The organism is Vibrio sp. FF145 (assembly GCF_041439075.1).
Classification (GTDB): Bacteria; Pseudomonadota; Gammaproteobacteria; order Enterobacterales; family Vibrionaceae; genus Vibrio; species Vibrio tasmaniensis_A.
Genome location: NZ_JBGONH010000055.1, coordinates 20,064 through 34,272 on the forward strand (window position 1 = coordinate 20,064; position 14,209 = coordinate 34,272).

At 42.4% G+C, this 14,209-nt stretch carries 10 protein-coding genes, 2 pseudogenes and 1 other annotated feature; of the genes and pseudogenes, 4 read left to right on the plus strand and 8 right to left on the minus strand.

What is annotated here, in order from left to right; translation table 11 throughout:
- Positions 1–127: 127 nt before the first annotated feature.
- Together ACED42_RS17995 and tyrA are read left to right on the plus strand one after the other, a co-directional pair.
- A complete protein-coding gene (locus ACED42_RS17995; protein ID WP_012603285.1) occupies positions 128–1,201 on the plus strand; it encodes a 3-deoxy-7-phosphoheptulonate synthase in 1,074 nt (357 codons plus the stop codon).
- A 117-nt stretch (positions 1,202–1,318) separates the two neighbouring features.
- A complete protein-coding gene (tyrA, locus tag ACED42_RS18000) occupies positions 1,319–2,446 on the plus strand; it encodes a bifunctional chorismate mutase/prephenate dehydrogenase (RefSeq protein ID WP_017072892.1) in 1,128 nt (375 codons plus the stop codon).
- A gap of 143 nt (positions 2,447–2,589) precedes the next feature.
- Here tyrA and ACED42_RS18005 read toward each other — a convergent pair whose 3' ends face one another.
- The 3 genes from ACED42_RS18005 to ettA form a co-directional block, all read right to left on the minus strand.
- Positions 2,590–3,600: a M23 family metallopeptidase gene (locus ACED42_RS18005; RefSeq protein WP_017084806.1), complete on the minus strand. Its 1,011-nt coding sequence runs from the start codon at positions 3,598–3,600 to the stop codon at positions 2,590–2,592.
- 50 nt (positions 3,601–3,650) lie between these two features.
- Positions 3,651–4,019, minus strand: coding sequence for a PilZ domain-containing protein (locus tag ACED42_RS18010; protein WP_029225872.1), 369 nt, complete (start codon positions 4,017–4,019; stop codon positions 3,651–3,653).
- An 89-nt stretch (positions 4,020–4,108) separates the two neighbouring features.
- Entirely contained in the window at positions 4,109–5,776 is a 1,668-nt protein-coding gene (gene ettA, locus ACED42_RS18015) for an energy-dependent translational throttle protein EttA (RefSeq protein ID WP_009848459.1), read from the minus strand.
- 263 nt (positions 5,777–6,039) lie between these two features.
- On the opposite strand from ettA, the gene ACED42_RS18020 reads away from it, so the two are divergent.
- Both ACED42_RS18020 and trpR read left to right on the plus strand, forming a co-directional pair.
- Positions 6,040–7,989, plus strand: coding sequence for a transglycosylase SLT domain-containing protein (locus ACED42_RS18020; protein ID WP_371703618.1), 1,950 nt, complete (start codon positions 6,040–6,042; stop codon positions 7,987–7,989).
- Between the two features lie 172 nt (positions 7,990–8,161).
- The gene (trpR, locus tag ACED42_RS18025) at positions 8,162–8,458 is read left to right on the plus strand and encodes a trp operon repressor (RefSeq protein WP_371703620.1); all 297 of its coding nucleotides are present in this window, start codon (positions 8,162–8,164) and stop codon (positions 8,456–8,458) included.
- Between the two features lie 117 nt (positions 8,459–8,575).
- Here the strand turns inward: trpR and yjjX are convergent, their stop codons facing one another.
- The 5 genes and pseudogenes from yjjX to ACED42_RS18050 form a co-directional block, all read right to left on the minus strand.
- A complete protein-coding gene (gene yjjX, locus ACED42_RS18030) occupies positions 8,576–9,097 on the minus strand; it encodes an inosine/xanthosine triphosphatase (RefSeq protein WP_017098361.1) in 522 nt (173 codons plus the stop codon).
- Positions 9,060–11,437: pseudogene (locus tag ACED42_RS18035) on the minus strand (EAL domain-containing protein). Before ACED42_RS18035 ends, yjjX begins: the two are co-directional and overlap by 38 nt.
- A gap of 357 nt (positions 11,438–11,794) precedes the next feature.
- Complete coding sequence (pheA, locus tag ACED42_RS18040; RefSeq protein ID WP_017098363.1) at positions 11,795–12,970, minus strand: prephenate dehydratase; 1,176 nt, start codon at positions 12,968–12,970, stop codon at positions 11,795–11,797.
- 12 nt (positions 12,971–12,982) lie between these two features.
- Positions 12,983–13,104 (minus strand) — a sequence feature (Phe leader region).
- Positions 13,105–13,214: 110 nt separating this feature from the next.
- Positions 13,215–13,550 carry a ribosome hibernation-promoting factor, HPF/YfiA family gene (gene hpf, locus ACED42_RS18045; protein ID WP_004735034.1) on the minus strand — a complete coding sequence of 112 codons (336 nt, stop codon included), beginning with the start codon at positions 13,548–13,550 and terminating at the stop codon, positions 13,215–13,217.
- Positions 13,551–13,974: 424 nt separating this feature from the next.
- Positions 13,975–14,163 (minus strand): annotated as a pseudogene (locus ACED42_RS18050) (lytic transglycosylase F); the annotation flags it as partial.
- Positions 14,164–14,209 lie beyond the last annotated feature (46 nt).

A 14,209-nucleotide genomic window follows, 5' to 3' on the forward strand; every position in this document is an offset into this window, starting at 1 on the left:
TTAAATTTACACTGAATGTTTTTTATTGTTTACACTTGCAATCGTTTTTGTAGCTGTTATTGTGTTTTTAAAGATTGTCAGCCCAAATGGAAATATTGGGTGTAAAAATAAATATACAGGTTGAGTTATGCAGAAAAGTGAATTAAGCAATGTCAATATCATCGACGAACAAGTACTGATTACTCCAGAGGAGTTAAAAGCAAAACTGCCTTTGAGTGATAATGCTCGTCGTTTCATTCAAGAGTCTCGTCAAACTATTGCAGACATTATTCATAAGAAAGATCATCGCATGCTTGTAGTATGTGGCCCATGTTCTATCCATGATATTGAAGCGGCGAAAGAGTACGCGAAACGCTTAAAAGCTTTATCTGAGCAGCTTAGCGATCAACTGTATATTGTAATGCGTGTTTACTTTGAGAAGCCTCGTACCACTGTTGGTTGGAAAGGCTTGATCAATGACCCGCACCTAGATGGCACTTTCGATATTGAGCATGGTCTGCATGTTGGTCGTGAGTTACTTGTTGAACTTGCTGAGATGGAAATCCCACTAGCGACGGAAGCGCTAGATCCAATCAGTCCGCAATACCTAGCAGATACATTCAGCTGGGCAGCAATCGGCGCTCGTACGACTGAATCACAAACTCACCGTGAAATGGCGAGTGGTCTTTCAATGCCAATCGGCTTTAAAAATGGTACGGATGGCAATCTAGGTACTGCAATCAATGCAATGCAGGCGGCTTCTTCTAGCCACCGTTTCATGGGTATCAGTCGTGAAGGTCAAGTCGCACTACTCACGACGCAAGGTAACCCAAATGGTCACGTAATTTTACGTGGCGGTAAGCAGACGAACTACGATTCAGTATCGGTACACGAATGTGAGCAAGAGCTGGGCAAGTCTGGCTTAGAGGCGGCACTAATGGTCGACTGTAGTCATGCGAACTCTCGTAAAGATTTCCGTCGTCAACCGCTGGTGGCTGAAGATGTCATCCATCAGATTCGTGAAGGTAATAAGTCGATTATCGGCCTGATGATTGAGAGCCATATTAACGAAGGAAACCAATCTTCAGATATACCTCTCAATGAGATGAAATACGGTGTATCTATTACCGACGCGTGTATCAATTGGGATTCAACTGAGGCACTATTGAAACATGCACATACGGAATTAGTCCCGTTCTTAGAGAACCGCTTGAAAGGTTAGTCAGAGTTTAAATTTAAGTGCCTCATCTAATGGGGCATTTTAAGATCTGTTGCTAACGAACCTGCATCAGTGCGGGCTTTTAGATTGGCACGGGCTTATAGATGAGTAAGGAATAAAATGGCCGTTGAACTGAACGAATTACGCGACCAAATCGATGCTGTCGATAAACAAATGTTGGATTTACTGGCTCAACGACTGGCTCTAGTGGAGAAAGTCGGTGAAGTAAAAAGTGAACATGGTTTACCTATTTATGTACCGGAACGTGAAGCCGCGATGTTGGCATCTCGTCGTCAAGAAGCCGAGAAAATAGGAGTACCACCGCAGTTAATCGAAGATATTTTACGTCGTACGATGCGTGAGTCTTATGCCAGTGAAAAAGATTCTGGTTTTAAGTGCCTTAACCCAGAGTTACGTTCAGTGGTTATCGTTGGTGGTAATGGTCAGCTTGGTGGTCTGTTTGGACGTATGTTCAAGCTTTCTGGTTACGAAGTGAAAATCCTTGGCAGCCAAGATTGGGACAAAGCCGATGAGATCTTAGATAATGCTGGCCTTGTGGTTGTAACGGTTCCAATTCACCTGACAGAAGGTGTGATTGCGAAGTTGGGTAACCTACCAAGCGATTGTATTCTTTGTGATTTGACGTCGATAAAATCAAAGCCTCTACAAGCAATGATGAACATGCACCAAGGCCCAGTGGTTGGGTTACACCCAATGTTTGGTCCTGATGTTCCAAGCCTTGCGAAACAAGTGATTGTTTACAGCGATGGGCGTGGCTCTGAAAGCTACCAATGGTTACTGAATCAATTTGGTATTTGGGGCGCGAGCCTTTGCCAGATGGATGCTGCTGAACACGATCACGGTATGACTCTGATTCAAGCACTACGCCACTTCACCTCTTTTGCTTACGGCTTGCACCTAAGTAAAGAGAACCCGAATATTGATCAGCTTCTGAAGCTAAGCTCTCCAATCTACCGGCTTGAGATTGCGATGGTTGGTCGTCTGTTTGCTCAAGACCCGAACTTGTACGGTGATATCATTCTTTCTTCTGATGAGAACATTGAGATGATTCGACGTTTCCATAGTCGTTTCGGTGAAGCATTAGAAATCTTGGATGGGAAAGATAAAGCCAAATTCGTTGATAGCTTTAATCAAGTCAGTGATTGGTTTGGCGACTACTCGCAGCAGTTCTTGCAAGAGAGCCAAAACCTTTTAAAACAAGCACATGACTCGATTCATCGTGGCTAATACTGATTTGAAATCATAAAAAAGAGCGACCATCTGGTCGCTCTTTTTGTTTGTACTGAACGCTATGAAAGCATTTGGCCTACAGTAGGCTAAAAGCAATGAGATCATCATAGGCCAAACCAACAGGTCTTATCTATTAACAACTAGTTAGTCGTGATAGGTTTTTTGCTATCTTCGCTCGATACCGTGTCGATGGTCGAGCTAATGTAAGGCACATTCGTCAGGTTGATTTGCAAGCGAACCACATTATCAATCAGTTGAACCAGTGGACCCCACTTAACCTTTTTCTCTTTCTCGAACACGTAGTTGAAGTTCTCCGGTGTCCAATCCATCAAGTATTGAGGGTTCAGTGAACGACCAAGGAAGCGTACTTCATAATGCAAGTGTGGCCCGGTTGAGTTACCTGAGTTACCACAGCTTGCGATCACATCACCTTTACTCACAAACTGACCGCTGCGAACTTTGAATTTTTGTAGGTGCGCGTAAGAACTCATGAAGCCGAACGAGTGACGCATAGTAATAAAGTTACCGAAGCCTTTTTTACTTGGGCGTACCGTTTCAATGACTCCATCTGCGGGCGCTACAATATCTTCACCACGCTTACACGTTAGATCGATACCAGTATGTACATGGCGTTTACCTGAAATAGGGTTAGTGCGGCTACCATAAGAAGAAGAGATACGTTGATAAGCCATCGGACTGTCGTTTGGAATCAAACGGAACATCGTGGCTCTTACTGCTGAATCGACTGCAGCCGCATCAATGCGATCTTCTAAAGAAATATCATCTGTAAGCAGTTCTTCATCAGCAAGACCCAGCACGGATTCCACATCAAATACACGCTTACCAAGCAGTTGAATGGTGCCTTCTTTTTCTGTCAGTGTTTGCGATAACGAGTGATTGGTTTCTACCTGCTCAGCGTAAAGAAACTCGGTTTGCTCTTTTTCAACAATCAGCGTTTCAATCAACTGTTGTGCATCGCCTGCTTGCATCGCGAGCTCTTGTTTACCTTCGAAGTGCATGTATGCAGCTCCGCCAATTAACAGTGGCACTGAAAAAATGGCAGTGGTGCACATGAGCACGGCTTTTCGGCCGAAGTAAAACGTCTGTTCCCCTTGGTTAGAGGGAATAGTAATGGAAATTTTTTTAGACATGGTTCTGTATTAACTAAATGCTTCTAATAGAAAAAAGGGTAATGGAGATATTATTCCTTACCCAAATCGGTAAGGTGTTCAATCTCTCTATAAAGCAGTTCATCGTCGCCGACATTAAGCTCAACAAGGCGCTTAAGGTGGCTAATACTATCAATATCTAAATGCTCTATGCGTAAACGCATTGAGGTATTGATGGTAGAGACTATCGTTGCTTCTAACTGAATATTGATATCACTGTTGGTGAGCTTAAAGCTGACTTGAACAGGAGCATCGTGGCTGAGTTGCTGCCATTTATCACACTGAATGAGTAAACCATGAAGAGATAAGTCTTGCACCGAGCCTGATACTTTTACTTGTCCTTGTGAGATCTCAGTCGGGACTTGATAAATAACTCGTGAAAATTGACGTCTTTCAAGCATAGGTAATTTCTCTATATCAATAGGTAAATAGTAAGCCAGATATATCAAAGGCCGCTATTATCGCGGCCTTTGTTCAAAATACAACTAATTTACTTAGCAATACGCTTGTACTTGATACGGTGCGGTTCAGCCGCTTGTGCGCCCAGAGTCTTTTTCAGCCACTCTGTGTATTCAGTATAGTTACCTTCGTAGAAGTTAACTTGACCTTCATCACGGTAGTCTAAGATATGGGTCGCAATACGGTCAAGGAACCAACGGTCATGCGAGATAACCATTGCACAGCCAGGGAACTCAAGCAGCGCTTCTTCAAGTGCACGTAGAGTTTCGACATCAAGGTCATTGGTTGGTTCATCGAGTAGCAGTACGTTGCCGCCTGCTTTCAGCAGTTTCGCAAGGTGAACACGGTTACGTTCACCACCAGAAAGCTGACCGATGATTTTCTGTTGGTCGTTGCCTTTGAAGTTGAAACGAGAACAGTAAGCACGTGCAGGGATTTCGAAGTTGTTGATCTTAATGATATCAGCGCCTTCAGAGATCTCTTGGAATACTGTTTTGGTGTCGTCCATGCTGTCACGGAACTGATCAACAGAAGCAAGCTTAACCGTTTCGCCAAGTTCAACTGTGCCTGAATCTGGCTGTTCTGCGCCACTTAGCATCTTGAATAGTGTTGATTTACCCGCACCATTGGCACCAACGATACCAACGATAGCGCCTTTAGGCATGCTGAATGATAGGTCATCGATAAGAACGCGATCACCAAATGACTTCGTTAGGTTCTTAACTTCAAGTACCTTGTCACCTAAACGCTCACCTGGTGGGATGAACAATTCGTTGGTTTCGTTACGCTTCTGGTATTGGCCAGTCGTCATTTCTTCAAAACGAGCCATACGAGCTTTAGACTTAGCTTGACGACCTTTAGGGTTTTGACGAACCCATTCAAGTTCTTTCTCAATCGTTTTTTGACGTGCGCTTTCGCCTGCTTTTTCTTGCTTCAAACGCTCATCTTTCTGTTCTAGCCAAGATGTGTAGTTACCTTCCCATGGGATACCTTCACCACGGTCAAGTTCTAGAATCCAACCTGCAGCGTTGTCTAGGAAGTAACGGTCGTGGGTAATCGCCACAACAGTACCGCTGTAATCAACAAGGAAATGCTCAAGCCAAGCAACTGATTCTGCATCCAAGTGGTTGGTTGGTTCATCAAGAAGCAGCATGTCTGGCTTCTCAAGAAGTAGACGACAGATAGCAACACGACGACGTTCACCACCTGATAGGAATTCGATTTTCGCATCCCACTCAGGAAGACGAAGTGCATCTGCAGCTCGCTCTAGAGCTGTCTCTAGGTTATGACCATCTTTTGCTTGGATCAGTGCTTCAAGCTCACCTTGCTCTTTCGCTAATGCATCGAAATCTGCATCAGGTTCTGCGTAAGCGGCATATACTGCGTCGATGCGCTTAAGTGCGTCAGCAACATCTGAAACCGCTTCTTCTACGATTTCACGAACGGTTTTTGATTCGTCTAGTACAGGTTCTTGAGGTAGGTAACCTACTTTTAGACCTTGTTGTGCACGTGCTTCACCATCAATATCAGTATCAATACCAGCCATGATACGTAGTAGGGTAGATTTACCTGAACCATTTAGACCCAAAACACCGATTTTAGCGCCAGGAAAAAAGCTAAGAGAAATGTCTTTAAGAATTTGACGCTTAGGTGGAACAGTTTTGCTCACCCGAGACATGGTATATACGTATTCAGCCATTGCCGATCGATCCTAATTATTGTTCAAAATTGTTTGCTATTTTATACCAATATTCTCAAAGATGTTACTCCTAGGACAGAAAAGCCATTCTTGAACTAATCCTCACCTATTATTGTCACATTGGTCATTAAAACTATATTTAATAAGCTTTCGAGGCGATGTGTTAAATATTAACAATATTTACACTCAAACTCTTTACATTTGATGTGATGTCGGGCGTAAATAGACTTCACGTATTCATACACGCACTAAGGAAAGAGCGAATGTTTTTCCGCATTGGTAATACGAAAATTGCTGTCGCTGCATCGGCAATTTTGTTTTCATTTTCACAGGCTCCAATGGCTATGGCCAGCAATGCTTCCGAGCTTGAAATGCAGCGTGATGTTTATGACAGAGCGCAAGAGGTTTTAGACAACCGTGATCTAAAAGCTTATTCAGCACTTCGTAACAAAATTCAAACATACCCGTTAACACCTTACACTGACTATCGCGCCTTTTTACTGGGCTTAGGTGATCGAACGCCAAGCGAGGTGGATGCTTTTATTGAAGAGAACAAAGCACTGCCGTTTTCCAATCGTATACGAGCGCCTTATTTAGATTTATTGGCGGCTCAAAAACAGTGGAAGACGATCCTTGAGTTTCAAACCCAAGAGCCTGTTGGTGAAAAATATCAATGTATCTATTACCGCGCTAATTATGAACAAGGTAATCAAGATCTCGCCTTTAAAGGTGCGAAACAACTTTGGTTAAGTGGCAGTGGTGTTGATGATAACTGTGATTCACTTTTCGAAAGCTGGGATGAAGCGGGCTTAAGAACGGATCAGCTGATTCTGGACAGAATGCTTTTAGCGTTCGAGAGTCGAAACGGTAAGTTAATGAGCTACTTGGTTAAGCAATTAGATCATGATGAGTCAATTACTCAAGCGAAGCAGATGAAGGCGTTGTACAACAAGCCTGAAGATGTACTCGCGTTTGCTAAGAAGCACCCAGCGAATGAATTCTACCAAGCACAAACCGAATTTGGTTTCGAGAAGCTAGTAAGGAAATCCGCAAGCAGCGCTCAAGAGGTTTTTGATGATGTTGTGAAAGCTCAAAAATTTTCGAAAGAAAAATCCCAAGAGCTCGCGGATTACCTAGCGTTCCGCTTGATCAATACCGACTCTGAAGAGTTGATGGCGTGGCGAGACAAAATGCTCGCGAGTTCATCAAAGCAAGTTTTGCTGGAAAGACGTGCTCGCTTAGCTATTCAACATGCCGATTGGACGGGTTTGAAAGAGTGGATTGCGCGCTTAGATGGTAAACATCAAGCTTCGCTTCGCTGGCAGTATTGGCAGGGTAGAGCTGAGATTGCGCTAGGCGATACTGCTGAAGGTAATAAGCGATTGTCAGACATTTTGGGTCAGCGTAATTTCTATAGTGTGGCTGCCGCTAAGCAATTAAATAAGCTTGTTAGCTATCCAACGTCGACCCTTAAATACAGTGCAGAAATGGTGAAACCATTCGACACTTCTTTGGTTCGCATAGGTGAGCTGATTGAGCGAGATAAAATAGCGGCTGCAAAGAGTGAGTGGCGCTGGTTATTAAGTCATGCAGATAAAGAGCAAAAAGCGATGCTTGCTGCTCATGCTGCGACACAGCGATGGAATCACTTTACGGTAACGGCGAGTATTTCTGCGAAGATGTGGGATAACATTGCGTTACGTTTCCCTGTCGCTCATAAGTGGTGGTTTAATTTCTATGCCGAGAAGCACGATCTCGATCCAATTACTTTGATGTCTTTAGCAAGACAAGAGAGTGCGATGGATTCAGAGGCTCGCTCTCCAGTTGGCGCGCGTGGCATCATGCAAATTATGCCAAAGACGGCGCAATACACGGCTAACAAACATAAGATTAAGTACCAGGGCAGCGATGATCTTTATGATGTAGGTAAGAATATTGAGATAGGCAGTCATTATTTAGATGGCCTACTCGCTCAATATGATGATAACCGCATCTTCGCATTTGCCGCGTATAATGCTGGCCCTAGTCGTGTGAAACAGTGGCGATCACGCAGCGATGAAAAGCTCGATGCATTTGCTTTTATCGAGATGATCCCATTTAAAGAGACTCGTGGTTACGTTCAGAATATCTTGATGTTTGAGACTTACTATCGAGATATCCTGGGTGAGAAAGGGGCGTTTTTAGCACCTCACGAGGCAAAAACAAAATACTAAGCTTTCTGCATTTTTCTCCAAGCTGAGTAATATTAAAGGCAGTGAGTGCGAACCATTTCCACTTACTGCCTTTTTACATTGGATCACATCAAGTGTTTCGGTATAAAGTGTTCGACGCTTTCAATCGTTAAGCGACTCTTTAAAGTCAGAATTTAAAAGTAAGTGTAGAGATATGGCATCACAACCTGAATATGAGAATTGGCAACAACTGATGGACTTGATAAAGACGGCTGTCGAAAAAGATCAACATGAACTATTGTTGACCATGATGATGACACCAGACGAGCGAGATGCTTTGGTTGCTCGAATTAATATCTTTTGTGAGCTGATGAAAGGTGAGATGTCGCAACGACAGGTTAGCCAAATGCTGGGAGTAGGTGTCGCGACGATAACCAGAGGCTCGAATGAGCTAAAGGCCAAATCTGAACAAGAGAAAGCCGTGATCGCCGACCTTTTGCTCAAACAATAACAGAGTTAAGCAACCACTGAGTAGTGTGGCTATGAATTCGATAAAAACGCTAACTGAATGTTAGCGTTTTTTATTTCTGGTGATTGTTCTCTGAGACTTTCGAAGTTTAGCGAAGATCTAGATAGGAAAGTGCTCTGGATTCACAAATGGGATCAGCGCTAAAATTAAAGCCTGATGATAGACAGAGCTGCGTGTTAGTTGGTTATGTGTTAGTAGGCCAATCGCCCCGCCTTTTTGTTTGATATTATCTGTGCCAAACACATCATCCATAACATCCCCTAGCTCATTCGCATGCTGGAGCTTATCAAGCACAACAGGTGGCAGCATCAAGCTTGCAGATCGAGATTCTCCGCGCTGACCGTTTGCTTCAACGACCATCCAAGCAAATGTAACCTTTCCTTCGATTCCAGACTCTAATCCAACATGAAAATCCGAATCAGGTTGAGCTTGAGTTGCGTTGTGCACGCGGTTTACTGCTCCTTGATAGGTTTCTTCATTACTCATGGGTTGATCGGCAACGCCACTAGGGACGCTGATGCCTTTGAAGTCAAATTCAGTATCAGGAAAAGCAGATAAGAATGCACTTTTAACGGCGCTAATTTTAGCTGGATTCAGCGATGCGATGATTACAGATTTCATGTGGTTGATTCTTTTTATTATCGATAAAATTGAGTTGATGCTGTCGGTACCATTCCGTCAGCTCTTCTAATGGCATAGGCTTACCAAAATAATAGCCTTGCAGCATATCGCACTGCGCATCTTGTAACCACTGATGCATGCATTGAGTTTCAATTCCTTCGGCTGTGACCTTTTTCCCTTGAGCATGGCATAGCCCGATAATCGGTTTCACTATGTTCTGGTTATCTGTCTCAATCAAGGTGTCCAAAAAGGTTTTATCCAATTTAATCTTCTGAGTTGGATACTGAACCAGTTGAGTGATCGAGGTGTAACCAGAACCAAAGTCGTCGATTGCTAATCTATAGCCCATGTATGATAACTGGTTAAGTAATGGGAACCCCTGAGAGTTTGAGTAAAAGGTTTCTGTGATTTCAAAATCGATCAAATTGGGCGGAATCTGATTGATTTTCGCATGCTCTTTGATGAAATCAGCAAGGTGAGTGGTTTTAATCCCGGCTGAAGATAAGTTAATCGATAGCTGAATAGAGTGATCGAATTGAGCTTGAAGTTGATGGAATGAAGCAAATGCATTCTGGATAACCCAGCGATCAATTATTTCAAATAATCCGGTTTGTTCGGCGATAGGAATGAATTCATCGGGTGGCACTAAACCAAGGTGTTTCGAGTGCCAACGTAATAGCACTTCTACACCAATAATATAACTTCCTGTTGAGTCCATATAAGGCATGTAAACGAGCTTAAACTCTTCATCAAAATTATTTTCTCTGAGGGCGCTCTCAATACTGGCTTGACGCTGAATGGTTTTATCTAAGTCTAACGAGTAATCTGCAAACTGGTTTTTACCTGCACGTTTGGCTTGATACATCGCGGTATCAGCATTCGAAAGAAGCTTCTCGATTGTATCGCCATCATTAGGGTGGGTCGCAATACCAATACTGACCGTAATCGGGAAATTACCTGACTCGGTGACAAACCCCTTTTGTAGTGGGGTGAGTAAATCATTCGAAAATCGATGTGCGATATTTTCTTGGTGATTTGGAGCATTAATGTATACAACGAACTCGTCCCCAGAAAGTCGGGCTGGCAGACAGTGGGCATTTAATTCTGTTTTGTAGTGGTTACAAATATTGGAGATACGCTGAGCAAAACTGACGAGAATCGAGTCGCCGATCTGATGCCCGTATTTGTCGTTCACAAATTTGAAGTTATCTAAATCAAAGTAGAGAACCCAGGTTTCGGTGTTCGAACTAGGTTTTGACAACGACTGCTGCACGAAGGTTTGAAACTGGTGCCTATTGGCTATTTGGGTCAACTGATCATTTTCTGCCAACAACTTAGTCTGTTGGTACGTGTCATCCAACTCTTGGTACATATCATAAAAGCGTTGGGATAAGCGCCCCAACTCATCATTTGTTCCTAGGCGCTCAATGTTTTTTCTCTGTTTTTTCTCAACCTCTTGAAGCTGCCTATCTAAACGGGTGATCGGGTTTATCACCCAGCGAGATAGCAGGATCAGCAGTAAGGTAACACTGACAAATGCAGATAGGGCAAAGGATAGGCTCAGTTCATTCCAGATAGATTTGAGTTTGTTGTCTAATAAGAATGGTGCAGGATCGAGCGTGGCGTAGAGGCCAGGTGCTAGCTTTATAGATTGTGTTAACTCACGCCCCTGTGTCACTAACGTAGGGGTAAAAAACAAACTAGTTTGATAGTCGAACTCTATCTGTTTTCGTAGTGAATTAAACTTATCAAGAGAGACAGATACAACCACAAAAAACACATTGTTGGGTGGATCGTTTATTGGTGTCGAAACTGTTTTTTATCAATAACATCATAATGAACTAATACCCCTTCACCTTGGGAATTCTGTATGTAGTCCGTACTCGAAGTTGCTAACGTTTTTTGATATTGATGCTCAATGAACTCTAATATCTTGGGATCCATTTTTGCGAAAGGATCATTGGTATTGTCAGCGTAATATTTAAGATCTCGATCGCTATCAAGCAACGCGACCCTTGTAAAACTGTCGTTACCATCTTGCAGTAACTTAATCGTTTCGTTTAGGTTATCAGTCAGTTCACGTTGGTGGTCGACATTTTCATCAACCATAAAATAACGCTTAACCAGGTCACTATTGGTGAGGGTGTAGGAGTAATTGTTGAGGAAAGAACGAGACTGTTGAAAATAGCCTGCTAATTTTTCCATGCTTAATTGCAGTGCATTGTCTTCACGTTTGATAAAGCTGTTTTTTTGCGTGGAATAGATGATATAGCTAGAAGCCGCTGTACTGATCAGTATTACGGGGGCAATCACAAGTAATATTTTAGTACTTAGCTTCATGGTTATTCACAACATGGTTTATAAATTTTAGCGCGCAAGTTTATGTTATTTCGAGAGTTCTTGCCATCGATTATATTGTGTTTGAAGAGTTTTGTTTGGGTTTTAAGTTTTTGTATTTACTGATTAAATTATCAGTAATGAGTGCTTAAGTAAGTACGGTGGGGGTGATTGAAGTGGATAGGAGTGAGAATCAGTAACACAACCAATTCATTTTTAAGTATACAGACTTTGCGTATTCCTTAGTTCGAGTTTTATTCCATTAGTTACTTTCTTTTAGCATTTGGCCTGCAGTAGGCCAAATGCTTGTATTAGTGAAAAGCTTATAGCAGTTAAAATGGGGGAACAGATAATAAAAAGTTAAGACAACTTAACCTGAGTAGCCTTAATGTTCTCACTTGGGTAACAACCTAACACTTTTAGGTGACGAGTTATGGCTGTTAGTTCCGTTATCGCTTGCTGCATATTATCTGAATCTAAGTGTGCTTCTAAATCCACATAGAACATCTCTTCCCAAGGGTTACCCATGATAGGACGAGATTCCAGCTTGGTCATGTTAATACCTAAGCGTTGCAGAATCAGCAGTGTTTCAACCAAAGAACCGGCTTCTTGAGAAGTCGACATGATGAGTGTCGTCTTCGCTGGGATCTGAGTCGATACTTCAACAGGCTTACGAGCGACCACGATGAAACGAGTGTGGTTCTCAGTTTGATTTGCAATGTTGCCTTGGATTGGTTGAAGTCCATAAAGCTTGCCGCTCGATGCATTACCAATCGCTGCCACATCATCACCGCCTAGATCTTTCACCTTTTTCATAGCGTCAGCTGTGCTTGCACAAGATTCAAGGCTGACATCTTTAAGGCGGCTTAAAAACTCACTGCATTGTTGATGAGGTTGTGGATGCGAATAGAGCGTTTTAATGTCTTCTAAACGAATATCATTTTTCGCGACCAAGCAGTGTTCAATCGGTTGAGAAAGTTCACCAACGATGTAAAGCGTTGTGTGTTGTAGTAGATCGTAGACTTCGTTAATTGACCCTGAACTGGTATTTTCAATCGGCAGTACACCGTAGTCGGCATGGCCCGATTCTACAGTCGATGCGACTTCTTTGAAGTGATTACAGTTCAGCTCAATCAATTCCATATTCTTGCGGCTGAAGTATTCACGGCTCGCAAGGTGAGAATACGATCCCTTAGAACCTAAGAATGCAACGCGAGCTAGTGGTTTACGGCTTTGTGGATTCGCAAGGTTTTGCAGGTATGACTGTTGCAGCAGAACCGAATCTTCAATGATGGTATGAAACAACTTAGTAATGTACTGCGCATCAAGCTCGTATTTATCTTTACCGTTGTTGATCAATTTGACTAGTAGTTGTTGCTCTCGTACTGCATCACGAACGGGTTTTGACGTTTCTACCTTGCTTTTAGCGACTTCGATACTCAGCTTACGACGCTCTGAAAGTAATTTTAGGAGTTCGTCGTCTAAATCATTGAGACGAAGGCGGATATCATCTAGTGAAATTGTTCGGTCAGTCATAAATGTGTCCTTATAAAAAAGCCCCCCTAGTGTGGGAGGCTTCTTGTTCGTTTTTGACTTGTTTTTCTAAAACGACTTAGCCTCCGATTTACGGAAGAAAAAAGAAGTCAAAAATAAACAAAGAGTGAGAGTGCATAAAAAGTGATTGTTTTATGAATGTTTAAACACAATAAGCAAGCGAGCTACGAGCGTCAAGCAAAAAAATAGCGCCCTGAGGCGCTATTTTTTAATCTGTCATATTTCCTTATTCTACTTCAGCTTCTAGCTCTTCGATTTCAGGCTTTTCAGCGCGGCGCGCTTCTGGTTTATGGCGCAGCTTGTTGAGTTGACGCTCTAGTTTTTGTTCTACTTCGTTAATAGCTACGTAGAGGTCGTCATGAATTGATGAAGCAACAAGTTGGCCTTTTGGTACCGTTAGAACGGCTTCAAATTTTTTCTTTTTATTTGGTTCTTCGCTAAAGCTCGCTTGGCAGCCAATGATGTCTACTTGCCATTTATCCAGCTTCTTAAATTTGCTTTCTATGTGATCACGGATTGCAGAGGTAATGTCGATATTTTTACCAGTGATGTTCATTTTCATAGAAGTTTTCCTCTGTTGTATCCCTCATGGGTTAACTTCAGATTACGACTTTTAGGAATAAAGAATGTGATTTAGATCTTGTTTTGGTTGGGTGGGATAAGCATTAAAATCAAATGTGATCTCACGCAAGTCTTGATATCTTTTTGTCGAAAAATACTTGTTATCCCTATGAAAAACGATAAGTTGGAGGCAAGGCTTCGCTAAAAATTAAACCAGTTTTTAGGGGCGGACTACAGCCTATAGAAAGTGCTTGATTGAAATTTACTCAATAGTGTTTTGTGATATAGGTATCATGATGTAGCTCTCTGCGTAAGCTTCTTCAGAATTAGATAAACAAAAGCCGCATAAGTTTTCTTATGCGGCTTTTATGTTTTTAACCTTATCTAACACCTTTGTTCCTCAAGCTCTGATGTTAAGGGCGAAGTTAATCGTTAGTGTTCAGTAATCTCGCTGTACCGTCCTCTCGGATGGCATTGATTGCTTGCAATTGTTTGTAAATGACGAAGTAACGATTGATGTTGGCGACATAGGTTACGGGTTCTTTACTCACGTACTTACGAGTGATGATTTCCACGTTTTTAAACCAGATATTTGGGTTATAACCCTTTTTTTTGGTTCATCGCGGATTAGCGGGAACTTAAAACAAAAACGGTAGTAAG

Coding starts and splice junctions, on each gene's coding strand:
- yjjX (WP_017098361.1), bottom strand. CDS start 9,097: ATGAAATCTGTAATCATCGCATCGCTGAATCCAGCTAAAATTAGCGCC.
- pheA (WP_017098363.1), bottom strand. CDS start 12,970: ATGACTGACCGAACAATTTCACTAGATGATATCCGCCTTCGTCTCAAT.
- ACED42_RS18020 (WP_371703618.1), top strand. CDS start 6,040: ATGTTTTTCCGCATTGGTAATACGAAAATTGCTGTCGCTGCATCGGCA.
- trpR (WP_371703620.1), top strand. CDS start 8,162: ATGGCATCACAACCTGAATATGAGAATTGGCAACAACTGATGGACTTG.
- ACED42_RS17995 (WP_012603285.1), top strand. CDS start 128: ATGCAGAAAAGTGAATTAAGCAATGTCAATATCATCGACGAACAAGTA.
- ACED42_RS18010 (WP_029225872.1), bottom strand. CDS start 4,019: ATGCTTGAAAGACGTCAATTTTCACGAGTTATTTATCAAGTCCCGACT.
- hpf (WP_004735034.1), bottom strand. CDS start 13,550: ATGAAAATGAACATCACTGGTAAAAATATCGACATTACCTCTGCAATC.
- ACED42_RS18005 (WP_017084806.1), bottom strand. CDS start 3,600: ATGTCTAAAAAAATTTCCATTACTATTCCCTCTAACCAAGGGGAACAG.
- tyrA (WP_017072892.1), top strand. CDS start 1,319: ATGGCCGTTGAACTGAACGAATTACGCGACCAAATCGATGCTGTCGAT.
- ettA (WP_009848459.1), bottom strand. CDS start 5,776: ATGGCTGAATACGTATATACCATGTCTCGGGTGAGCAAAACTGTTCCA.